25 protein-coding genes are annotated in these 22,460 nt (G+C 59.1%); 13 read left to right on the forward strand and 12 right to left on the reverse strand.

Going from position 1 to position 22,460, the window contains the following annotated elements:
* Window positions 1–7 precede the first annotated feature (7 nt).
* From ACM6IT_RS06120 to ACM6IT_RS06150, 7 genes are all read left to right on the forward strand, one after another.
* Window positions 8–877 (forward strand): SDR family oxidoreductase, encoded by an 870-nt coding sequence (locus ACM6IT_RS06120; RefSeq protein WP_056727067.1) that lies wholly within the window; start codon window positions 8–10, stop codon window positions 875–877.
* 3 nt (window positions 878–880) lie between these two features.
* Window positions 881–2,497: a geranyl-CoA carboxylase subunit beta gene (gene atuC / locus ACM6IT_RS06125; protein ID WP_414917706.1), complete on the forward strand. Its 1,617-nt coding sequence runs from the start codon at window positions 881–883 to the stop codon at window positions 2,495–2,497.
* A 25-nt stretch (window positions 2,498–2,522) separates the two neighbouring features.
* A complete protein-coding gene (atuD, locus tag ACM6IT_RS06130; protein ID WP_223541684.1) occupies window positions 2,523–3,680 on the forward strand; it encodes a citronellyl-CoA dehydrogenase in 1,158 nt (385 codons plus the stop codon).
* The gene (locus ACM6IT_RS06135) at window positions 3,677–4,474 is read left to right on the forward strand and encodes an enoyl-CoA hydratase/isomerase family protein (RefSeq protein WP_414917707.1); all 798 of its coding nucleotides are present in this window, start codon (window positions 3,677–3,679) and stop codon (window positions 4,472–4,474) included. The genes atuD and ACM6IT_RS06135 overlap by 4 nt, the downstream gene beginning before the upstream one ends.
* A 64-nt stretch (window positions 4,475–4,538) precedes the next feature.
* Window positions 4,539–6,500 (forward strand): acetyl/propionyl/methylcrotonyl-CoA carboxylase subunit alpha, encoded by a 1,962-nt coding sequence (locus ACM6IT_RS06140; RefSeq protein WP_056727071.1) that lies wholly within the window; start codon window positions 4,539–4,541, stop codon window positions 6,498–6,500.
* A 70-nt stretch (window positions 6,501–6,570) separates the two neighbouring features.
* Window positions 6,571–7,113, forward strand: coding sequence for an exonuclease domain-containing protein (locus tag ACM6IT_RS06145; RefSeq protein WP_056727072.1), 543 nt, complete (start codon window positions 6,571–6,573; stop codon window positions 7,111–7,113).
* Between the two features lie 69 nt (window positions 7,114–7,182).
* Window positions 7,183–7,467 carry a pyrimidine/purine nucleoside phosphorylase gene (locus ACM6IT_RS06150; RefSeq protein ID WP_102672105.1) on the forward strand — a complete coding sequence of 95 codons (285 nt, stop codon included), beginning with the start codon at window positions 7,183–7,185 and terminating at the stop codon, window positions 7,465–7,467.
* Window positions 7,468–7,549: 82 nt separating this feature from the next.
* Here ACM6IT_RS06150 and ACM6IT_RS06155 read toward each other — a convergent pair whose 3' ends face one another.
* Both ACM6IT_RS06155 and ACM6IT_RS06160 read right to left on the reverse strand, forming a co-directional pair.
* Window positions 7,550–8,356, reverse strand: coding sequence for an MOSC domain-containing protein (locus ACM6IT_RS06155; protein ID WP_223541687.1), 807 nt, complete (start codon window positions 8,354–8,356; stop codon window positions 7,550–7,552).
* A gap of 98 nt (window positions 8,357–8,454) precedes the next feature.
* Window positions 8,455–9,390 (reverse strand): chemotaxis protein CheV, encoded by a 936-nt coding sequence (locus ACM6IT_RS06160; protein ID WP_056727074.1) that lies wholly within the window; start codon window positions 9,388–9,390, stop codon window positions 8,455–8,457.
* A 463-nt stretch (window positions 9,391–9,853) separates the two neighbouring features.
* Here ACM6IT_RS06160 and ACM6IT_RS06165 point away from each other — a divergent pair, with 463 nt between their 5' ends.
* A complete protein-coding gene (locus tag ACM6IT_RS06165) occupies window positions 9,854–10,324 on the forward strand; it encodes a hypothetical protein (protein ID WP_056727075.1) in 471 nt (156 codons plus the stop codon).
* On the opposite strand, the gene ACM6IT_RS06170 is transcribed toward ACM6IT_RS06165, so the two are convergent.
* The gene (locus ACM6IT_RS06170) at window positions 10,303–10,551 is read right to left on the reverse strand and encodes a hypothetical protein (protein WP_414917708.1); all 249 of its coding nucleotides are present in this window, start codon (window positions 10,549–10,551) and stop codon (window positions 10,303–10,305) included. The genes ACM6IT_RS06165 and ACM6IT_RS06170 overlap by 22 nt on opposite strands.
* Before the next feature lie 248 nt (window positions 10,552–10,799).
* Here ACM6IT_RS06170 and ACM6IT_RS06175 point away from each other — a divergent pair, with 248 nt between their 5' ends.
* Complete coding sequence (locus tag ACM6IT_RS06175) at window positions 10,800–11,693, forward strand: sensor histidine kinase (protein ID WP_056727076.1); 894 nt, start codon at window positions 10,800–10,802, stop codon at window positions 11,691–11,693.
* Window positions 11,690–12,349 (forward strand): response regulator transcription factor, encoded by a 660-nt coding sequence (locus tag ACM6IT_RS06180; protein ID WP_056727077.1) that lies wholly within the window; start codon window positions 11,690–11,692, stop codon window positions 12,347–12,349. The genes ACM6IT_RS06175 and ACM6IT_RS06180 overlap by 4 nt, the downstream gene beginning before the upstream one ends.
* Before the next feature lie 129 nt (window positions 12,350–12,478).
* Here the strand turns inward: ACM6IT_RS06180 and ACM6IT_RS06185 are convergent, their stop codons facing one another.
* The 3 genes from ACM6IT_RS06185 to ACM6IT_RS06195 are packed head-to-tail and all read right to left on the reverse strand — an operon-like array spanning window position 12,479 to window position 15,678.
* The gene (locus tag ACM6IT_RS06185; RefSeq protein ID WP_414917709.1) at window positions 12,479–13,792 is read right to left on the reverse strand and encodes an MFS transporter; all 1,314 of its coding nucleotides are present in this window, start codon (window positions 13,790–13,792) and stop codon (window positions 12,479–12,481) included.
* Between the two features lie 45 nt (window positions 13,793–13,837).
* Window positions 13,838–14,854: an alpha/beta fold hydrolase gene (locus tag ACM6IT_RS06190; RefSeq protein ID WP_414917710.1), complete on the reverse strand. Its 1,017-nt coding sequence runs from the start codon at window positions 14,852–14,854 to the stop codon at window positions 13,838–13,840.
* Window positions 14,851–15,678, reverse strand: a complete 828-nt coding sequence (locus ACM6IT_RS06195) for an IclR family transcriptional regulator (RefSeq protein ID WP_414914993.1) — start codon at window positions 15,676–15,678, stop codon at window positions 14,851–14,853. Before ACM6IT_RS06195 ends, ACM6IT_RS06190 begins: the two co-directional genes overlap by 4 nt.
* A gap of 403 nt (window positions 15,679–16,081) precedes the next feature.
* Between ACM6IT_RS06195 and ACM6IT_RS06200 the strand changes: the two genes are divergently transcribed.
* The gene (locus ACM6IT_RS06200; protein ID WP_414917711.1) at window positions 16,082–16,396 is read left to right on the forward strand and encodes a hypothetical protein; all 315 of its coding nucleotides are present in this window, start codon (window positions 16,082–16,084) and stop codon (window positions 16,394–16,396) included.
* 64 nt (window positions 16,397–16,460) lie between these two features.
* Here the strand turns inward: ACM6IT_RS06200 and glp are convergent, their stop codons facing one another.
* Window positions 16,461–17,687: a gephyrin-like molybdotransferase Glp gene (glp, locus tag ACM6IT_RS06205; RefSeq protein WP_056727081.1), complete on the reverse strand. Its 1,227-nt coding sequence runs from the start codon at window positions 17,685–17,687 to the stop codon at window positions 16,461–16,463.
* Window positions 17,671–18,210 carry a molybdenum cofactor biosynthesis protein B gene (gene moaB / locus ACM6IT_RS06210; RefSeq protein ID WP_223541692.1) on the reverse strand — a complete coding sequence of 180 codons (540 nt, stop codon included), beginning with the start codon at window positions 18,208–18,210 and terminating at the stop codon, window positions 17,671–17,673. Before moaB ends, glp begins: the two co-directional genes overlap by 17 nt.
* Before the next feature lie 81 nt (window positions 18,211–18,291).
* On the opposite strand from moaB, the gene mobA reads away from it, so the two are divergent.
* Both mobA and ACM6IT_RS06220 read left to right on the forward strand, forming a co-directional pair.
* Entirely contained in the window at window positions 18,292–18,894 is a 603-nt protein-coding gene (mobA, locus tag ACM6IT_RS06215) for a molybdenum cofactor guanylyltransferase MobA (protein ID WP_414917712.1), read from the forward strand.
* A gap of 77 nt (window positions 18,895–18,971) precedes the next feature.
* Window positions 18,972–19,193 (forward strand): YgdI/YgdR family lipoprotein, encoded by a 222-nt coding sequence (locus ACM6IT_RS06220; protein ID WP_007994800.1) that lies wholly within the window; start codon window positions 18,972–18,974, stop codon window positions 19,191–19,193.
* Between the two features lie 84 nt (window positions 19,194–19,277).
* On the opposite strand, the gene ACM6IT_RS06225 is transcribed toward ACM6IT_RS06220, so the two are convergent.
* The 4 genes from ACM6IT_RS06225 to ACM6IT_RS06240 all read right to left on the reverse strand — a co-directional run bounded on the left by ACM6IT_RS06225 (window position 19,278) and on the right by ACM6IT_RS06240 (window position 22,280).
* A complete protein-coding gene (locus tag ACM6IT_RS06225; protein WP_056727084.1) occupies window positions 19,278–20,168 on the reverse strand; it encodes a pseudouridine synthase in 891 nt (296 codons plus the stop codon).
* A gap of 71 nt (window positions 20,169–20,239) precedes the next feature.
* Window positions 20,240–20,557 (reverse strand): transcriptional regulator, encoded by a 318-nt coding sequence (locus tag ACM6IT_RS06230; RefSeq protein WP_414917713.1) that lies wholly within the window; start codon window positions 20,555–20,557, stop codon window positions 20,240–20,242.
* Window positions 20,558–20,729: 172 nt separating this feature from the next.
* Complete coding sequence (locus ACM6IT_RS06235) at window positions 20,730–20,966, reverse strand: glutaredoxin family protein (protein WP_008049107.1); 237 nt, start codon at window positions 20,964–20,966, stop codon at window positions 20,730–20,732.
* Between the two features lie 105 nt (window positions 20,967–21,071).
* Window positions 21,072–22,280 (reverse strand): ammonium transporter, encoded by a 1,209-nt coding sequence (locus ACM6IT_RS06240; protein ID WP_414914991.1) that lies wholly within the window; start codon window positions 22,278–22,280, stop codon window positions 21,072–21,074.
* Window positions 22,281–22,460 lie beyond the last annotated feature (180 nt).

The raw sequence follows: 22,460 nt of genomic DNA on the forward strand, positions 1-22,460 counted from the left end.
TGCCGCCATGGCCTACGATTCGATTTTCAAAGCCGATTTGTTTGCCGGCCAAAACATCATCGTCACCGGTGGTGGCAGTGGCATCGGCCGCTGCACCGCCCACGAACTGGCGGCCCTCGGCGCCCATGTGCTGCTGGTCGGGCGCAAGGCCGACAAACTGAAAACCGTTGCGGCGGAGATCGCCGACGACGGTGGCAAGGCCGATTGGGCGGTTTGCGATATCCGCGAGGAAGAATCGGTAGAACACCTGGTCAGCGAATTGATCCGCAAGCATGGCCCCATTCATGGCCTGGTCAACAATGCAGGCGGGCAGTACCCGTCGCCCTTGGCCTCGATCAATCAGAAGGGTTTCGAAACCGTGATGCGCACCAATCTGGTGGGCGGTTTCCTGATGGCCCGGGAAGTGTTCAACCAGTCCATGAGCAAGCACGGCGGCGCCATCGTCAACATGCTCGCCGACATGTGGGGCGGCATGCCAGGTATGGGCCACTCCGGTGCGGCACGTTCGGGCATGGATAACCTGACCAAGACTGCCGCGTACGAATGGGGTCATGCCGGGGTGCGGGTCAACGCCGTGGCGCCGGGGTGGATTGCCTCCAGCGGCATGGACACCTACGAAGGCGCCTTCAAGGCCGTGATCCCGACCTTGCGCGAACATGTGCCGCTCAAGCGCATCGGCACCGAATCGGAAGTCAGCGCGGCGATTGTTTTCCTGCTCAGCCCGGCAGCGGCGTTTGTCAGCGGCAGCACCTTGCGCATCGATGGCGCCGCCAGCCTCGGCGGCCGCGCCTGGCCGATCCACAAGGCGACCAACAGCGAGTCGTACAACGGTTTCCACCGCGCCTATATACCAGACGTGTTGAAGGACAAGGAATAACCCATGCCGGTGATTCAGTCGTTACTCGACCCCCACAGCGAGCCGTTCGCCCAGAACCGTGCGGCAATGCTGAGCGCCATCGAGCAAGTTCGCGTGCTCGAACAGAACCTGCTGAACAAGGCGGCCGAAGCGAAGCCGAAGTTCGAAAAGCGCGGCCAGTTGCTGCCTCGCGAGCGCCTCAATCTGCTGCTGGATCCCGGCGCGCCGTTTCTTGAGCTGGCCAGCCTGGCCGGCTACAAGCTGCATGATGACAAGGACGGCAGCTGCGCCGGTGGCGGCTTGATCGGCGGTATCGGCTATGTGTCCGGCGTACGTGTGTTGGTAGTCGCCAACAACAGCGCGATCAGGGGCGGGACCATCTCTCCCAGCGGCTTGAAGAAATCCCTGCGCCTGCAACAGATCGCCATGGAAAACAAACTGCCGGTGATCACCCTCGCCGAAAGTGGCGGCGCCAATCTCAATTACGCGGCGGAGATTTTCGTCGAAGGCGCGCGCAGCTTTGCCAATCAGGCGCGGATGTCGGCCATGGGCTTGCCGCAAGTCACCGTGGTGCATGGCTCGGCCACGGCGGGCGGCGCCTATCAGCCGGGGCTGTCGGATTACGTGGTGGTGGTGCGCGGCAAGGCCAAGCTGTTTCTCGCAGGTCCCCCACTGCTCAAGGCCGCCACCGGCGAAGTCGCCACCGATGAAGAACTGGGCGGCGCCGAAATGCACGCACAAACCGCCGGCACCGCCGAATACCTGGCTGAAAACGACGCCGACGGCGTGCGCCAGGTACGCGAGATTGTCAGCCTGTTGCCGTGGAACGAACAACTGCCCCCACTCCCCGAACGTCGCTGGGAGGAGCCGCTCTACCCCATCGACGAGTTGCTGGGCCTGATCCCGGATGACCCGAAAAAACCCTACGACGTGCGCGAAATCATCACCCGTCTCGCCGACGCTTCGAACTTTCTTGAATTCAAGGGCGAGTTCGATCAGCAGACTGTGTGCGGTCATCTGAAAATTCAGGGCCGCGCCTGTGGCTTCATCGGCAACAACGGCCCGATCACGCCAAAAGGCGCGAGCAAGGCCGCGCAGTTCATCCAGCTGTGCGACCAGAGCCAGACGCCGCTGCTGTTTTTCCACAACACCACCGGGTTCATGGTCGGCACCGAATCGGAGCAGCAAGGCGTGATCAAACACGGTGCGAAGATGATTCAGGCGGTGGCCAACGCCCGGGTGCCGAAGCTGACCATCGTCGTCGGTGGTTCCTACGGCGCGGGCAACTATGCGATGTGCGGACGCGGCCTCGACCCGCGCTTCATCTTCGCCTGGCCCAACAGCCGCACCGCCGTGATGGGCGGCGCGCAAGCGGGCAAGGTGCTGCGCATCGTCACCGAGGCCAAACAGGCCAAGGACGGCCTGGTGCCCGACCCGAAAATGCTCGACATGCTCGAACAGGTCACCGCGCAGAAACTCGACAGCCAGTCCACGGCGCTCTACGGCAGCGCCAACCTCTGGGACGACGGTTTGATCGACCCGCGCGATACCCGGACCTTGCTGGGTTATCTGCTGGATATCTGTCACGAGGCCGAAGTGCGGCCTCTGCAAACCAACAGCTTTGGTGTGGCGCGGTTCTAAGCCGACTAACAGGAGAACAATAAAAATGATCTTCACCCAGGAACACGAAGCACTGCGCCGCACCGTGCGCCAGTTCGTCGAGCACGAGATCAACCCCCACGTCGATGAGTGGGAAAAGGCCGGGCGCTTCCCCATCCACGACATCTTCCGCAAGGCCGGCGACCTCGGCTTGCTGGGCATTTCCAAACCGGAAAAATTCGGCGGCATGGGGCTCGACTACAGCTATTCGATCGTCGCCGCCGAAGAGTTCGGCACTATCCGTTGCGGCGGCATTCCAATGTCCATCGGCGTGCAGACCGACATGTGCACACCGGCGCTGGCACGGTTCGGTTCCGATGAGCTACGCGAGCAATTCCTGCGCCCGGCCATCAGCGGCGAACAGGTCGGCTGCATCGGCGTCTCCGAAGTCGGCGCCGGTTCCGACGTGGCCGGGCTGAAAACCACCGCGCGCAAGGACGGCGACGACTACGTGATCAACGGTAGCAAGATGTGGATCACCAACTCGCCGAGCGCCGACTTCATCTGCCTGCTGGCCAACACCTCGGACGACAAGCCGCACATCAACAAGTCGCTGATCATGGTGCCGATGAACACACCGGGCATCAGCTTGAGCTCGCACCTGGACAAGCTCGGCATGCGCAGCTCGGAAACCGCCCAGGTGTTTTTCGACAACGTGCGCGTGCCGCAGCGCAACCGCATCGGCCATGAAGGCGCGGGGTTCATGATGCAGATGCTGCAATTCCAGGAGGAACGCCTGTTCGGCGCAGCCAACATGATCAAGGGCCTGGAGTACTGCGTCGACAGCACCATCGAATACTGCAAGGAACGCAAGACCTTCGGCAACGCGCTGATCGACAATCAGGTGATCCACTTCCGCCTGGCGGAACTGCAAACCGAAATCGAATGCCTGCGAGCGCTGGTCTATCAGGCTACCGAGCAATACATCAAAGGCCAGGACGTCACGCGCCTGGCCTCCATGGCCAAGCTCAAGGCCGGGCGGCTGGGCCGCGAAGTCAGTGACAGTTGCCTGCAATACTGGGGCGGCATGGGCTTCATGTGGGACAACCCGGTGGCCCGGGCTTACCGCGATGTACGTCTGGTGTCGATCGGCGGCGGCGCCGACGAAATCATGCTGGGGATCATCTGCAAACTCATGGGCATTCTGCCGGGGAAAAAGAAATGAACAACCTGCCGGTTTGCCAGACTTTGCTGCTGGAACTGCACAACGGCGTGTTGCACATCACCCTCAACCGCCCGGAATGCCGCAATGCGATGAGCTTGCAGATGGTCGCCGAGTTACGCTCGGTGCTGGCCGCGGTACGCGATAAACCCGGGGTTCGCGCACTGGTGATCGGCGGCGTCGGCGGGCACTTCTGTGCCGGCGGCGACATCAAGGACATGGCCAATGCCCGCGCTCAAGGCCCAACTGCGCACCGGGACCTGAACCGGGTGTTCGGCGCGCTATTGCAGGAGGTGCAACACGCACCGCAAGTGGTGATTACTGTGCTGCAGGGCGCGGTACTCGGCGGCGGTCTCGGCCTGGCCTGTGTCAGCGATATCGCCATGGCCGATCATCAGGCGCAATTCGGCCTGCCGGAAACCAGCCTCGGCCTGCTGCCGGCGCAGATAGCGCCATTCGTGGTGCAACGCATCGGCTTGACCCAGACCCGGCGCCTGGCCCTGACGGCGGCACGTTTTGATGGTACTCAGGCACGGCGCATGGGGCTGGTGCATTTTGTCGAGCATGATCCGCAGGCACTGGCCGAACGGCTCGACGAGGTGTTGGCCCATGTGTTGTGTTGCGCGCCGGGGGCGAATGCGGCGACCAAGAAACTCTTGCTGGCCAGTGCCGGACAGCCGTCGGATGAGTTGCTTGATCAAGCGGCTGAATGGTTCAGCGAAGCGGTGACCGGAGCCGAAGGCATCGAGGGAACGATGGCCTTCTTGCAAAAACGCAAACCGGGGTGGGCCTCTTAAAAGCTTCGCGAGCGTGCTCACGATGAGGCCCGACCAGACACCGCGAAATTCAGAGAGCCTAACCATGCCCGGACTCAAAAAAATCCTCATCGCCAACCGCGGTGAAATCGCCTGCCGCATCCAGCGCACGGCCCAGGCACTGGGCTATCGCACCGTCGCCGTGTTCAGCGATGCCGACGCCGATGCGCTGCACGTGCGGATGGCCGACGAGGCGGTCAAGCTCGGCCCGGCCCCGGTGCAACAGTCTTACCTGAACATCCCGGCCATCCTCGACGCAACCCGGCGCACAGGCGCGGATGCGATCCATCCGGGCTACGGCTTCCTCTCGGAAAACGCCGGGTTTGCCCTCGCGTGCAGGGATGCCGGCATCACCTTCATCGGCCCCAGCCCCGAGGCCATCGAACTGATGGGCAGCAAGCGCCTGTCGAAGATCGCCATGATCGAAGCCGGTGTGCCCTGCATCAACGGTTATCAAGGCGCCGAACAGGACGACGCCACCCTGAGCCGCGAAGCCGAGCGCATCGGCTATCCCTTGATGATCAAGGCCAGCGCCGGCGGCGGTGGACGCGGCATGCGCCTGGTGCACGACGCCAGCGACTTGCTGGAACAGATTCGCACCGCGCGCTCCGAAGCCTTGAACGGTTTTGGCAGCGCTGAACTGATTCTCGAACAGGCACTCATCGAACCCCGCCACGTCGAGATCCAGTTGTTCGGTGACCGGCATGGCAACTTGATTTACCTCGGCGAGCGCGATTGCTCGGTGCAGCGCCGGCATCAGAAAGTCATTGAGGAGGCGCCCTGCCCGGTGATGACCGCTGAGCTGCGCCAGGCCATGGGCGAAGCGGCGCTCAAGGCCGGGCGAGCGGTGAAGTACGTGGGCGCGGGCACCGTGGAGTTTTTGCTGGATGCGCGTGGGCAGTTCTATTTCCTTGAGATGAACACCCGGCTGCAAGTGGAGCACCCGGTGACCGAACTGATCACCGGGCTGGACCTGGTGGCCTGGCAACTGAACATCGCCGAAGGGCAACCGCTGCCCTTGCGCCAGGAACAGGTGCAACTCACAGGCCACGCCATGGAAGTGCGCCTGTATGCCGAAGACCCGGCCCAAGGCTTCTTGCCGCAAACCGGGCGAGTCGTGGCCTGGGAGCCGGCATTGCAGGACGGTGTGCGGATCGACCACGGACTGATCGAAGGCCAGGTCATCAGTCCCTTCTACGACCCGATGCTCGGCAAGCTCATCGCTCACGGTGCCACCCGCGAAGAAGCCCGGCGCAAATTGCTGCGGGCGGTACAAGACAGCGTGCTGCTGGGGCTGCAAAGCAATCAACGCCTGCTTGCCAGCCTGCTGGAACACCCGCAGTTCGCTGGTGGAGATTTCAGTACCGGTTTCATCGCGCAGCATTTCGCCGACCACGCCTGCCTGCATCCCGAGCCCCCAAACGCGCAGCACTTGGCCATCGCCGCCGCCCTGTTCTATCAGGCGGCGGCACAGGCTCACCCGGCCCCGCTTGGCGGTTGGCGCAACAACGCCAGTGTGCCGCTGCACTATCGCATCGGCCTTGAGGATCGGGACTGGCCGGTAGCGTTACAGGCGATCCCGGGCCAGCCGTTGTGCATTCAGGTCGCCGAGCGCAGCCTCGAACTGAAGATCATCCACAGCGACGGACGCTGGGTCAGCCTGGAAATCGAAGGCGTTCGCCAACGCCACGCTTATCGCCTGGAGGCCGGGCGCCTCTGGCTGTTTACCCGGCCGGGCAGTCTGCAGTTCGTGGATCGCACTCAGGCGCAGGTTACCGGCCAGGCCAGTGTCAGCTCCGGCACCCTCAAGGCACCGATGGACGGGGCGATTGTCGACGTCCTGGTCAACGAAGGCAGCAAAGTGACCAAGGGCCAACTGCTGGTGGTACTGGAGGCGATGAAAATGGAGCACCCATTGAAATCGGGCATCGACGGTGTGCTCAAACGCTTGCAGGTCAAAGTCGGGGATCAGGTGAAAAACCGGCAGATTCTGTTGGAGGTCGAATAAGGCGCTAGGCGGAACCGCCGGGTTTGGCTACGCTCAAACCCTACAGGACGCGGATATCAGGAACCCTGCAATGCCTCATTGGCTGGTCATTGATCTGGAGGCCACCACCGATGAGGGTGGATGGCCCGTAACAGATATGGAAATCATTGAAATCGGCGCCACCCTGGTGGACCGCAAGGGACGTGAACTGGACCACTTCCAGCGCTTCGTCCGGCCTTTGCGACGGCCGTTACTGACGCCGTTCTGCCGCGAGCTGACGCACATCACCCAAGCCAACATCGATGCCGCACAACCGCTGGGCGAAGTCTGGCCGGCGTTTGAGCGCTGGCTTGGCCATCACCACACACGACTGGAAGGCTGGGTCAGCTGGGGCGATTACGATCGCAAACAACTGCTTCAGGAGTGGCAGCGCCTGGGACTCGCCAGCGTGCTGGCCAACGTGCCGCACATGAACCTCAAACAGCGCTTTGCCAAGGCCCGACGCCTGGAACGCCCGCTGGGGCTCAACGGCGCCCTGCAACTGGCCGGCCTGCAGTTCACCGGCCAGCAACACCGGGCGCTGGAGGATGCGCGCAATACCGCGCGCCTGCTGCCGCTGGTTCTTCCGCTTTAGACAGGTGACGACTCCCGGGGCCTTGTGCATACTGGCCAGCCCTTTTTAGCCCTTTTCGAGGAATCGCCCATGTTTAAAGTCAACGAGTACTTCGACGGCACCGTCAAGTCGATCGCCTTTGGCACCGCAGAAGGTCCAGCGACCATCGGCGTCATGGCACCGGGCGAGTACGAATTCGGCACCAGCCAGCGTGAAATCATGCACGTGGTCAGCGGCGCATTGACCGTCAAGTTGCCAGACAGCAGCGACTGGGAAACCTTCGCCACCGGCAGCCAGTTCAACGTACCGGCCAACAGCAAGTTCCAGCTGAAAGTCGCCGTCGACACCGCTTACCTGTGCGAATACCGCGGCTAAGCCTGCGGGGCCTGCACCAAAAAGTCGCCGCAATAAAAATGCCCGTGTTTTTCGACACGGGCATTTTTTATTCTGCGCAAAGTTACTCGAGGATCTCCACCGGCATGCCGACTTCGAGTCGACCGTTGCCATCGTTGACCAGGTTCTGGCCGAACATTGCCCCGTCCGCCTGGGCACGGTATTTCTGCAAGGTGGCCAAGGGTTCGCGGTCGTCGCTGCGCTCCCCGGTCTGCGGGTCGATGGTGGTCAGGATGCAGCGTGAACAGGACTTGACCACGCGGAACTCGAGTTCGCCGATACGGATACGCTTCCAGCCATCCTCGGCGAACGCCTCACTGCCTTCGATCACCAGGTTCGGCCGGAAACGCAGCATCTCCAACGGACGCCCGACCCGTTGCGACAAATCCGCGAGAGAGGCCTGGCCAATCAGCAACAGCGGATAGCCATCGGCGAACGCCACCTGGTCGTCATCCTTGCCGTAGCCAGCCTCCGTCATCCGCGCCCGATCCAGCGGCACTTGCACCAGGCGTGTCGGTTTGCCGATGAATCGGCTGACCCAGGCCCCTGCTTCATCACCTGCATCGGGGACTCGCAAGGTATCGCGCCAGATCGTCACGCCACGCAACTCTGCATCGTTACCGGGCAAGGCAATGTCGATCGGCGAATGGCCAGGCGCGCTGAGGGTCAAGCCACCTTCGGCATTCCACAGTGCCGACAACTGGCTCATCTGCGCTACCGCACGCTGGGTCAGGAAGCGCCCGCTGGCCTCGTCCACCAGCATCCAGCGGCGATCGCCGTCCAGCCCAAGCTTATCCAGACCGATCGCTTGCAAGGTCTCGCCCTTGGCGGACTTCAACGGATAACGATACAGCGCGCTCAGTCGCAACATGGCCACTCCCTGTCAGGTAAAAACGCCACCCTATACGAGCTTTACGGCCGAATCAAAGGCTGACGAGCAAACACTGCCCCGGTGGGGGGCAGGCCTGATCAGGCCGGTACTTCGTCAAGCATCAGGCGCTGGCGAACCACGTCGACGAGTTTGTCCGGCTGGAATTTGGAAAGGAAATTGTCGCAACCGACCTTTTTCACCATCGAGTCGTTGAAGCTGCCGGACAGCGAGGTGTGCAGCACCACGTACAAGCCGCGCAGGCGCGGGTCGTTGCGAATTTCGGTGGTCAGGCGATAGCCATCCATTTCCGGCATTTCCGCATCGGTGAAGACCATCAGCAGTTTTTCGGTCATGTCCACGCCGGTATCAGCCCAGGCCTTGAGCATGTTCAAGGCCTTCAACCCGTCGCTGGCGATGTGCATCTTCACACCCAGTTGTCCCAGGGTATCGCGCAATTGCGTCAGGGCCACGTTGGAGTCATCCACCAGCAGCACCTCACGGCCACGGGCACGTTCCAGAACCGGATCTTCGAGCTTGGCGCGGGAGACCTTGGCGTTGTAAGGGACGATCTCGGCCAGGACCTTTTCGACGTCGATGATTTCCACCAATTGGTCATCGACCTTGCTGATGGCCGTCAGGTAGTGCTGGCGGCCGGCACTGCTCGGGGGCGGCAGGATGGCTTCCCAGTTCATGTTGACGATCCGGTCCACGCCACCGACCAGGAAGGCCTGAACCGAACGGTTGTATTCGGTGACGATAATCGTGCTGCCTGGCCCCGGCACCAACGGGCGCATGCCGATGGCCTGGGACAGGTCGATCACCGGCAGGGTCTGGCCACGCAGGTTGACCACGCCGCACACAAACGGATGGCGCTGCGGCATCAGCGTCAACTTTGGCAGTTGCAGGACTTCCTGCACTTTAAAGACGTTGATCGCGAACAATTGCCGTCCGGCGAGCCGGAACATGAGAATTTCCAGGCGATTCTCACCCACCAGTTGCGTGCGTTGGTCTACCGTGTCGAGAATGCCGGCCATCAATGACTCCAGGTCTTGTTCGGATGAATTCACTTAAGGAAGGTTATCGGCTGTTTTTGCCGAAGCTTGACCCTCTCTAAAATGCCACGCCCGGCCATTGATGTCACATTAACATCATGCTTTACTGGCGCTGTGATTACATCTGCCGTACTTCCGCGCCACGCGACCCCGGTTCTCGCGAAAGGTTCCCCTGCGTAAGGGATCCCCCTACCAACAATCAGGTACAACCTGATATTCGCAATATCCAATAGCCATTAATGTGACGCCATTCTCATTGCATGAACGGAGTCAGGCTTTTGTGTGCGATCGCAAGCCAGTGGCCAACCACCCTCTCGTGTTCCCCAGCCTGCCTGCGGGCCAGCCGCAAGTCGTTCACCCGACGACTCGGCAATGCCGGGGTTCCGACCGCCCTCGTCGACACACACGATATCCCCTCATTTGATATGACGCTGTGGAGATAAGTATGCCGAACGACCGTAAAGAGTGGGCCCTGAGGCTCCCGGAGTTTCTAGTCGAGGCTGAAACACTCCTGGCTAAAACCGAGGAATGCCTGAGTCATCTGCAACTCATCAGCAATGACAAGGACGCCATCGACTGTCTGCTCAGCACACTGCTCAAGCTGGCCAACAAGGCCGATGCCCTGGCGTTGGCGGCCGTGTCTGAATTCTCCCTGCATATTCATGGCCTGCTGAACCACGCACAGAACACCATGAGCCTGCACGACGAGGCGCTGAGTGCCCTGAAAGACTGCCTGACCCTGATTGCCTGGCAACTCGAACTCATTGACCAGACCACCGGACAGCTCAGTCTCGACGACAGCGAACAGGCCACCCTGATCGAAGCCTTTGCCTTTCAAGTCGGGCAAAGCCGGTTTCAACCACCGGTCAATGCCAGGCCCTTCACCCTCGTATCCTATTCGGAGCGGCAGGCCTGAACTTGCCAAACCATGCCGTATGGCGTGTTCCGGTTATCAATATCGCGCTCTAACTTGAGTGCGCACAGGTCGCAAATGAATGTTTCATAGCTATAAGCGACATCATTAAACAACCACTCTTGCCCATCGACAATTGCGCACCTGCCTTGACCCGGGTGTTGCCTGATATCAACAAAAAAACCTAAGGTAATCGGCATTTTGCGACGGTAACAACCAACTTGTTCCATTATGGAATCATCCTCCAGACGACTGGGCGCCTGACTTTTCGGACATACATACGGACGCGACCATCGGTATCTTAAGTGCTAACATGCCGCCTGTTAGTTGACGCCAATTAATGGCAGTGTGATTGCAGCCGGATACAGCTCGCTGCAGTTCGGAGCTGAACGCGTCGGCGCTCCACATGAAAAAACAGGGGCCTGTCAGCCAGCATGACCGGTCAGCCCGCAGCGAACATCCATTGGCTCCATCCGCTATGCACGCCAGCCTCAAGTCAATCGCCAAGTGGCCACCCTCCCGGGAAAATGCACGCACATTCACGCTATTGCTATGCGTCTGCTCGACCCTCGGCAGTCTACTGGTCCATGGCTTGTCCATTCCGCTCCCCCTGTCATTGCTGGTGCTCAACGTTGCGGCGCTGACCAGTGTTGCCGTGCAGTATTGCCTCTCGCGCAAATCGATCAAATTCCAGCCCCAGGAACTGGCCGACCGGCTATTACAGGTCCAGGAAAACGAGCGTCACCGACTGAGCCGCGAACTGCATGACGACATCGGTCAATTGCTGACCGCCGCAAAACTGCAAAGTGACTGGCTCAAACGCCGGATGCCCGAAGAGCTCCAGGGACAATGTTCGGTCCTCTGTGACACGCTGGAAGAAACCCTCGCCAAAGTTCGTGACGTATCCGCCATTCTCAATCCCCGGCAGTTGACCAGCCTTGGGCTGGAAGCCAGTCTGCGGGCGCACCTGCTCAAGACCCTGGCCAACACCCCGGTGCACTGGAGCCTGGAATGCCAGCAGCGCCTGACCGGCATACCGGAGGAAATGGCCGTGGCGGCTTTCCGCATTACCCAGGAAGCGGTCACCAACATCCTGCGACATGCCCAGGCCAAGAACCTGCTAGTGTGCCTGCAGCGTCTGCCCCAAGGCCTGAAGTTGCAGATCAGCGACGATGGCCAGGGCTTCGCACCCGCATCAGACCCTGGTCGTGAAGGGCAACGCGGTATGGCCGGGATGTCGGAACGAATCGATCAACTGGGCGGCACACTGACCGTTACCAGCGAGCCGGGCAAAGGCACTCAAATCGAAGCTCTTTTTCCCTGGGCGCCCCGTGCGCTCGAACGTGCCAGTTCGAATAAGGTTATGCATTGACTTGTAATTTACTTCTGGTGGATGACCACTCGCTGATCAGGGCTGGCGTGCGCGCCCTGGTAATGGATCTGCCCGGCTATGCCGTCATCGGTGAGGCCAGTGACGGCTCGCAGTTGCTCGAAATGGTCGGGCATCTGTCCCCGGACATTGTCTTGCTGGATATTTCGATGCGCCAGACCGGCGGCCTCGAAGCGCTGCAGCAGCTCAAGCGGGTGCGCCCGCAGAGCAAGGTCCTGATCCTCTCGATGCACACCGACCCGGCCCTGATCATGCAGGCGCTGGAGTCCGGAGCCCATGGCTACCTGCTCAAGGACACTACGGCGACTGAACTTGAACACGCGTTGGAAGCCTTGCGCAACAACGAGCGCTATCTGAGCCCGGCCATTGCCCACACGGTGATCAACCAGGCCCTGACCCGAAACCAGAAGCGCCCACCTGAACCTGCCGACTCGCACAACCTGACGGCACGTCAGCTGGAAATCCTGCGGTTGATCGTTCGCGGAAAATCCACCCGAGAGATCGCAAACGGCCTGGGGTTGAGCGTCAAGACCGTCGAAACCCACCGTTCGCAGATCATGAAGCGTCTGCAGATCTACGATGTGGCCGGCCTGGTACTGTTTGCCGTGCGCGAACAAATCATCAGCCTTGATGACTAGGTATTTCACTGGCTTGTACCATGCTGCGTTCACAACATTACTTTCGTACAGAGCCTGGCGAAAACCTTTAAGCCCGCCCTCCCCATCGCGGGCTTTTCTCCGCCTGGCAGCGTCCATCGAATGCTATGGCTAGCCAGCGATTTTGCTTGATGCGCTCCCGATGTTCATTCCCTGGCGGCGACCGATCCAAAGCGCCAGGGTACAGGCGACGACTGAGATCACCAGGTAAGGCACCAGCGCAAAGGTGAAGTTGCCAGAGGCCTCTTTGATTACCCCGATCAGATAGGTGCCGGCAAAAACCCCCAGATTGTTCAAGGCATTAATCATCGCAATGGCCATGGCTGCGTTGCGCGCCGGGACCATTTCGGTCGCCAGTGCCCAGAATGGGCCTTTGATCATCGACGCGGCGGTGATGGCAACACATAGCACAACAATGGTCGCCAGCAACGACTCAACGAACATGATGCATGTCAGCGCAACCGCGCCGATGGCCAATGGAAGCGCCAAGTGCTTTACACGCTCACCGGTGCGATCCGAATGGCTGCTCCAGAGGTACATGACAAAGCTGGCGAGGGCGAAAGGCAGCGCGTTGAGGAAACCGATCTGCATGGTCGACAAATTGAACGTGCTAATGATTTGTGGCTGCCACAGCGACAGACCATTGGTCACGGAAGTCCCACCTATATATATCAATGTCAAAACCAACACATACTTGTTGCAAAGCACGCCCCATAGATCCTTGAGCGTACCCCGAACTTTTTCGCCGGGCACCTCACTGACCTGGCTGGCAATCCATGCCCGTTCTTGAGCTGTCAGGAACCTGGCACGACTAACATCGTGAGGAAGCACGTACAAACAGAGAATGCCCATGAAAATAGCCGGCGAACCCTCAATGATGAACAACCAGTGCCAGCCTCGCATGCCCAACCAGCCATCGGTCAGCAACAACAAGGCAGACAACGGGGAGCCCAGAACACTTGACACTGGCAAGGCCATCATCAATATCGCGACCGCACGGCTGCGGTGGCCACTGGGGAACCACAGCGTCAGATAGAAGATAACGCCAGGAAAAAATCCAGCCTCGGCCATCCCGAGCAGAAAACGCAGGATGTAAAAGGACTGAGGTCCCGACACAGCAGCCATGCAACTACTGATGAGCCCCCAGGAAACCATGGTGAACGCTAGCCAGCGTACCGGCCCGAACCGTTCCAGCATCATATTGGCAGGAACCGCGAACAGGCAGTAAGCGATAAAAAACAAACCCGCGCCGAAGCCGAAAGCCGCGTCTCCCAATGCAATATCCTGCTTCATCTGTAATGCGGCGAAGGCAATATTGACTCGGTCCAGAGAGGCAAGAAAATATCCGACGGTCACAAAAGGTAATATTCGCCATGCCACCTTGCGCATCGTGAGGCTTTCAACTGTTTGTTGTTTTTGTTCCATGAAGTGCTCCTTCAGGTGTAATGCGCTGGTGCTTGTTAGAAAGCATTAGAGAGCAGTAGCCAATCCTTGCGTTTGCAACCATTTTTGGATCAGCGCCGAAATAGCCAGGTTGTTGCGTTCGAGCATGAGTAGGTGTGAGTTTCCATAAATACCGTGCGCTGGCAGATCCATGACCGTTACATGACCACCGCAAGTCGCGAGCTGATCAAAATAGTGATCGGTACGTTTTCTGATATGGGGCCAGCGTGCGTCCAGTCGCAGATTGTCGCCATAGACCAACAGGATCGGAGTATCTTTCAGCCGCCTTTGCGCAAGCCCTTCTGCCGTGCCCGCCTGCGCCGGTTCAATGGCAACGATCGCGGCCACTTTGTCAGGGCGCTGTTCGGCCGCACGCACGGCGAAAACACCGCCTTGTGAGTGGGCAATAAGAATCACCGGCTGCGCCAAACAATCCAGCATCGCTACATAAGCGCTCAGAGTCAGTTCGTCCGTATCTGACCAACGCGGCACCACCTGCCTCATGAACTGGTCAAACGCCTGAAGCGGGAATTGGCAGTGGGGGTAAGCGGCGGCATGCAGGCTGTCGAGCGAGCAATCCTGAACCGCAGTACCGATGCGAAACTGCACAAAGCAGTCCTGGCCGGTGCGCAATAATGGTTTGGCGGCAAAAGCGCGATCTCGTGGGGCCCAGCCCGAACGGCCACGCTCGACGGCATCAACGTTGTAGACCGACCAACCCTGACGAAAGAAATCGCTCAACCAGCCTTCCTGCCCGTCAGGGGTCGACTCCCAGACCGCCCCCGTCATCGAGCCGCCATGGCAAAACACCACGGGTGGGCGGCGTGTCCCTTCGGCATTGAGCAAGTACTGCACATACATCTGCCCGACACAGGACGTACCGTTGGGGTTGATGTTCACGGGCACTCCATTGGGAGCCAGTACATACGCCTCCTCTGGTTCGCCGCTGTAGCAGACCTCATGTCCACCGACAAAAAAAGACCCCATCGACAACAGCGGCATCGACACACGTTTAATGGCGTGTGGTACAAAAGTTGTACTCATAGGAATTTCCGGAAGTGACGTTGAAGTTGTTCAGCCAACTGGCGCATAGGAGACATGCAAGCCTGTAACTTTTCATCTGTCATACGCGCACCGGGGCCGCCGATGGTGACCGAACCCATTACGATTGAACGGGCGTCAAACAGCGGGAAACTCAAACCGACAACATCCTTCAGCCGCTCACTGCGACTGACGCAAAAGCCTTGTTCATGGACACTATCGAGGTCCGCGTGAAGACTTGACCGGCGTTGCCGGGCCTCGTCCATCGGCAACGAAACAAACGTCTCTTCGAGAATCAGATTGCGCATCTGCGTAGGTAAAAACGCTAGCATCACCTTGCCTCGGGAGCCCGCATGCAGCGAAGTCCGCTCTCCCGGCTTAATGTTCAGTTGCACATGTTCGGTGCTGTCGGCTACCTGCACACACACAGAAGTGTGGCCGTCCAGGAAATTCAGATACACCGTTTCGCCCTGTTCCGTGGCCACTTCTCGCAGCCAGATAGCGGGCGCATCGGATAACTGCAACCGGTCGCGAAACAACAACCCGTACTCCCAAAAGCGAACGCCCAGTTCGTATCGGCGAGTTTCCGTTTGTTGGCGCAAAAAGCCCTGCTTTGCAAACGTCGACATGATCCGTTGCACAGCGGAGGGCGAAAGGCCCATCTCTGCGCTCATTTCACGAACGCCCCAACTGAAACGCTCCGCGGAAAAGCGGGAGAGCAACTCAAGGGAAATATTAAGAGTTTTTAATGACATTATCTGTCCCTGTATTTGGAACACTGTTTCAATTTGAAGCACAGCATTTAATTCTTCATAGAAAAGAGTCAAGTTAAAAGTGACTCACTCTTCTTAACAAATCATTTCATCTGCAGATTTACGCTACAAACACGCAAACAGAAAACCATTACTCAAACAGTGCACTTATTCCAAATATCGGAACACATCAAGCCTTGTCCCTCTTATCGGGACAATTAGCAAAAAAACCACTACACAAATAAATTTATGATAGAAGCGCCTTATCGTACAAACCATCGAGTTGCACATTTTAAACTATCAATTCGCCACTCGAAGCGTCCGTTAAAAGCCACAAAAAACGAATTATTTCCAGTCGGAAGGTCCCGCACCCCACACGGCAGGACTTTTCTTACAAAACATGAGGAATCGGCTCAATTGACCGGAAATCTGAATTGATAGAGTTTTAGAAGCCTGCTGGACATCACAAGGACGTGCCATGCAACGCCAGAACCTCGCGTCACCGACCATTTCGGTCTTGCCGCTCACAGATAATAAAAATGCAGGCCATCGAGCTGAATGCCGCAACAGCACAAAAGCCACGGGAGAAGTTGATATGGAACCTCGCGTCACCGAGCTGGAAACACACCTCAAGTGCATACGCAGGGACATGGAAGAAGCCCGGGATGACGTCAAATCCATCAAACACCGACTTGTCTATTCCGCCTGCGGAACAGCCGTGATCCTCGGCCTCCTTGGCTGGATCGCCAATAGCCGTTTCGAACAGGTCATTTCATTGCTTTTGGCGCATTGAGTTGCCACCCACACAAGACCCGGCTCAATCAACCGGGTCTTGTGTGACAAAGCCACTGAAGCTATCAGCCCAGGACTTCGCTCAGCGGAATGAAGAAAACGCTATCGCCCGGAACCAGCGTGCGATCCTCCAGGACTTCTACCAGTCCATCAGCCCAGGCCGCGCTGCGCAGCACACCGGAACTCTGGTTTTTGTAGATCGTTGCCCTGCCGTTTTCCAGACGTCCACGCAAATACTCACGCCGACTGCCTGGCTGGAGCCAGTCAAACCCGGCAGGCACCTGGACCTTCAGCGGCTCAACGTCCTGCACGCCCTGACGACGCAGGAGATAGGGTCTGGTCAACAAGGCAAAGGTCACGAGGGTCGATGCCGGATTGCCCGGCAAGCCAATCACCGGCACACCACGAAAATGTCCGAACGTCAGCGGTTTACCGGGTTTGATGGCGAGCTTCCACAGCGTCAGCTCGCCCTCTTCGCGCAAGGCGATACCCAGAAAATCGGCTTCCCCCACCGATACGCCGCCGGTCGAGAGGATCAGGTCGACATCCTTCAACTCTCCCAATCGGGAGCGAGTGGTTTCCAGATTGTCCGGCAGAATTCCCGCATCGACGACCTCACACCCCAAACGCTGCAACCAGCTACACAACAACACCCGGTTGCTGTTGTAGATCTGTCCTGGCCCCAGCGCCTGCCCCGGTTCAATCAATTCGTCGCCGGTAGACAGTACCGCCACACGCACCTTGCGAACCACCGCCAGCTCAGCGCATCCCAAGGAGGCCGCCAATCCTTGCTCGATCGGCCCCAGCCGTGTACCTGCCGGCAGAATCAGTTCGCCGACGGTCGTTTCCTGGCCTTGCGGGCGAATGTTCTGGCCTTGGGTCAAGGCTTGAATGAAACGTACTCGCTCATCGGCCTGAACCTCGGCGTTCTCCTGCATCTCGACGCAATCGGCACCGGCAGGAACAGGCGCCCCGGTGAAAATGCGCGCACAGGTGCCTGGCTGCAACGGATCGGGGGCCTGGCCGGCAAACACCTTCTGACTGACCAGCAACGGCTCTCCCGTCCAGTCAGCCATGCGCAAGGCATAACCGTCCATGGCGCTGTTGGGCCAGGGTGGCAGATCAAGCGTCGACACCAGATCTTCAGCCAGTACGCGCCCCTGTACCTGCGCCAATGGCAAGCGTTCACGTTCGACAATCCTCGAGGCCTCGGCCATTTCCAGCAGGCGCGCCAACGCCTGCTCGACAGGCATCAGACTGCCAGACTTGCCAGGCTTACCCACGGGATTCACAAGGCGCGGCCTGTTTCAAATGAGGCACGAAGTTGCACGGCCGATGCCGCGCATCCAGCTGCTCGGCCAGTATGCCATCCCAAGCTGTGCGCACGGCATTGGTCGAGCCCGGCAAGCAGCAAACCAACGTGCCGTTTGCCAGGCCAGCCAATGCCCGGGACTGAACGGTCGAGCTACCGATATCGGCAACCGAGATCTGGCGGAACAGCTCGCCAAATCCATCAACCTGCTTGTCCAGCAGGCAACCGACGGCTTCCGGTGTGCTGTCACGCCCGGTAAAACCGGTGCCGCCGGTGATCAGCACCACCTGCACGACATCGTCGGCAATCCAGTTGGCGACTTGCGCGCGAATTTTGTAGAGGTCATCTTTGAGCAACACCCGAGCAGCCAGGTAATGACCGGCAGCGGTCAATCCGTCGACAAAGGCCTGGCCTGAGGTGTCGGTTTCCAGTGTGCGGGTATCGCTGACAGTCAGCACTGCAATATTCAGCGGTGCGAAAGGTACATCAGCCTTGGCTTTCATAGGCTCGTCCAGTTGTAGGAGAAACAGCCCGGTGTTATATCACAGCGCTCCGTTTTTTCGCCGCCCCCATGGAGGCCTGCCATGACCACGAATTCACAATTGCCACCCTGCTCCATTCTGCTCCTGGCGGGCGGGCGCGGCCAACGCATGGGTGGTCGGGACAAAGGGTTGCTGGACTGGCACGGCGAACCCCTGATTGCACATCTGCACCGCAAGACCCGTCCGCTGACCGATGACCTGATCATCTCCTGCAATCGCAACCTTGAGAAGTACGCCCCCTACGCTGACCAGTTGGTCCACGATGATGAAGGTGACTTCCCCGGGCCGCTGGCCGGTATTCGCGCGGGCCTGAAAGTTGCTCGCCATAGCCATTTGCTGGTCATGCCCTGTGACGTTCCGGGCATCGATGCGGCACTGATCGGCACTATGCGCGAGGCCGCCAACCTGCATCCGGACAAGCCGCTGATGGTGCGCCATGATGACCACTGGGAACCCTTGTTGTGTGTGATCCCGGTGCTGCACAGGGCAGCATTTGAAAATGCCTGGAACGAGGGTGAGCGCAGCCCTGGCCGGTTGATGCGCAAGCTCGGCGCGACCGCGCTGCAATGCCCGGACAACGACCCGCGACTGGCCAACCTCAACACGCCGGAACTTTTAAGCGGTCATGACACTGTGTCAGACTGACATTGATCAGGAACTTGCGCAGACGGTGCACGTCTCAAGTTCAGCAACCACAGAATTCTTATTCGGAGACACAACTCATGACTCAACGGACCCTCGCCACTTTCATGCTCGCACTGGGCCTTGCCACCCTCGCCGGTTGCGCATCGCCTACGGTGATCACCTTGAATGACGGTCGCGAAATCCAGGCCGTCGACACGCCACAATTCGACAAGGATTCCGGTTTCTACGAATTCGAACAGCTCGATGGCAAACAGACCCGCATCAACAAGGATCAGGTTCGGACCGTCAAGGAGCTGTAATCCTGGTGCCACCGGATACAGAAAAGCCCGCTTGATGCGGGCTTTTTCATGCCTGGAGAGCAGCGTTTCAGGATCGCTTACCGATCACCATTGCAGGGTGATTTCACTCTCGAACTCACGCGCCTGGCCCGTGACCGGATCGACAAATTTCAGCCCCTGAGCCAGCAGTTTCAAAGGATTGGCGTAGTCATCCTGCGCATCCTTGAGCACCTCGGGGTAAAACGGGTCGTTGCAGATACCGGCGCCCAACGCCGCCATATGTACCCGTAGCTGATGTTTCTTTCCCGTCACCGGGTAAAGACCATAACGCCAGAGATCCCCCTGTTTCTCCCGAACTTCGACCGCCGTCTCGGTATTACTGGCCCCCGGACCTTCCTGCATGCGGAAGAACGGTTCGCCATCGACCAGCCGGCTTTTATGCACCAACGGGAAAGAAAGGCCAGGCAACGCCTTGGCGATGGCCTCGTAGCGCTTTTCGATCTGCCGGGTTGGAAACAACGACTGATAAGCCGAACGGGTCTGCGGATTGGCGGAAAACAGCACCAGCCCCGCGGTGTGCCGGTCGATGCGATGCAATGGCACCAGATACGGATTGTCCAGGCGCCGGATCAAGCGCCTGAGCAGCGTCTGTTCGACGTATTCGCCAGCCGGCGTCACCGGCAGGAAATGCGGCTTGTCCGCCACCACCAGATGCTCGTCCGCGTACAGGATCGACTCGATCACCGGAATCGGTTTTTCATCCGGCACTTCGCGAAAATAATGAATCCGCAAACCTTCCCTGTAGGCCAGATCGAGTGCAATCGGCATGCCCTGCCCATCGAGGACCCGGCCACGGGCGATTCTGTCCAGCCATTGTTCACGACCAATAGTGCTGAAATGCTCGCACAGACAATCGACAACGGTCTGCCACGGGCCAGGTGGCAAGTAGAGCGTACTGGCCTGACTGTGTGCCGCGGAAAAAGAAGAAGTGGACATACGAAAGCTCTAACCTCAGTGCAGAGCGGCATTATCCAACAGCAAGGGGAATGAACGCACCCTAAGATTACTCAAGCCGGGATCTGCGTGCGCGCTGCCGCTTCGGTGTACTCCTTGAGCCAGCGCAGCACATCGACCGCCTCCCAGCGAGCGGGGTCGTACAGGGCGTACAACAATCCCTGATAGCCCACGACATCGAGTTGCCGGTGATAACCCGCGCGCTGAAACAAGGCTTCGATTTCTGCGAAACAGGTATTGAAATGTGTTTTGTTGAAGGGCGTTTTCCCCTCGGTCACCAGACCATCCAGACGCAACTCAAGGACAGCCTCGCGCACGACGTCCGCGGACATCCGGTTCACATTGTTCTTCAACTGTTCGACATTGACCACGATTCATCCCTCTGACACCCGGGCTTGCCTGCTCACTCCCAAAAATCTGGAATGGCAAGGCAGGCACCGCGAATAACTGTATACACATACAGTATCCGATCAACACCGAATAAGCCAAGGGGATCAATCGCAAAGTTCGACAGGCGGGACATACCGCCAGCGCAAGAACCGCTCAACGCAGGAACGCCACCACCTGGTCGGCACTGAACGGCCAGCCCAGTTCAGCACCGGTATCGACGCGCCGCAATACCGGAATACGCAGGCTGTAGGCTGCGAACCATGTTTCATCGTCGGCGATGTCCACCAGCTCCACCAGCAGACCGCGCTCGACGAACTCCATCAACATGGCTTCGGCTACTTCACACAGGTGGCATCCAAGGGTGCCGAACAGCTGACATTCGGGAAGCATGAGCGCTCAACCAGTAAATGAAGTGATCATTCTAGGCCTGCCCCGAAAAACCGTCGAGCCATTGAGGCCCCTGCCCTGATGCTACCGACGATAAAGTGACCTGGGTCAGTCCTGGCTCACGGCGCCGATCTTGTGGATCGACAGGTCCGCGCCGTAGTACTCCTCTTCCTGACTCAGGCGCAATCCATGCAACGCCTTGATCACGCCATACACCGCAAACCCGCCAGCCAGTGCCACAGTGATGCCCAGCGCAGTGCCTATCAACTGGCTGCTCAGGCTGACCCCGCCCAACCCGCCCAAAGCGGTTTGGCCGAAAATGCCGCAGGCGATGCCGCCCCACACGCCGCACAAGCCATGTAACGGCCACACACCCAATACATCGTCGATGCGCCATTTGCCTTGGGCCGCGGTAAAGCACCAGACAAACAGCGCCCCCGCGACGGCACCGGTAACCAGCGCCCCAACAGGATGCATCAGGTCGGAACCGGCACAGATTGCCACGAGCCCCGCCAACGGGCCGTTGTGCAGAAAGCCCGGGTCGTTGCGACCGACAATCAGCGCCGCCACCGTACCGCCAACCATGGCCATCAACGAGTTCACCGCCACCAGTCCGCTGACACCTTGCAGGGTTTGCGCGCTCATGACGTTGAAGCCGAACCAGCCGACAATCAGGATCCACGAGCCCAGAGCCAGAAACGGGATGCTCGATGGCGCGAATGCGACCAGCCTACCCTCGCGATAGCGGCCATTACGCGGCCCGAGCAACAGCACCGCCGCCAGAGCCAGCCAACCGCCCATGGCATGCACCACCACTGAGCCTGCGAAATCATGGAAACCGGCGCCAAAGCGCTCCAGCAACCAGGCTTGCAAACCCAGGTTGCCATTCCAGACAATGCCTTCGAAGAACGGATAGATGAACGCGACAATCAGCGCGGTTGCACACAGCTGGGGAACAAACCGGGCGCGTTCGGCGATCCCACCGGAAATGATCGCCGGAATCGCCGCGGCAAAGGTCAGCAGGAAGAAAAATTTCACCAGTCCATAGCCATGGTCGGCATTGAGCACGGCCGCTGGCTGCATGAACGTCACGCCATAGGAAATCCAATAGCCTATAAAGAAGTAGGCCAGTGTCGAAACCGCGAAGTCGCTGAGGATTTTCGACAACGCATTGACCTGGTTTTTCTGTCGCACGGTTCCGACTTCGAGAAAGGCGAAACCGGCGTGCATGGCCAGAACCATGACCGCACCGATCAGAATGAACAGCGTGTTGGAACTATGGACCAGGGTGTCCACAGCGCTTTGCAGATTTTCCATGGAATGGGCAGACCTTATGGCAGAAAAAAGCACCAAAGCAGTTCGCGATGACTGCCCGTGCACCAAGTTGCAGCTTCAAGACATCAGTGGACTGATTTCGCTGAACCACTTTGGCGCACGGACGCCGTCCAGGAAAAACGCGCCCCGGACGTTTACGCGAGTTTTTGATTGTTGGTCCTA

The organism is Pseudomonas sp. IT-P4 (assembly GCF_949767755.1).
GTDB classification, from domain to species: Bacteria; Pseudomonadota; Gammaproteobacteria; order Pseudomonadales; family Pseudomonadaceae; genus Aquipseudomonas; species Aquipseudomonas monachiensis.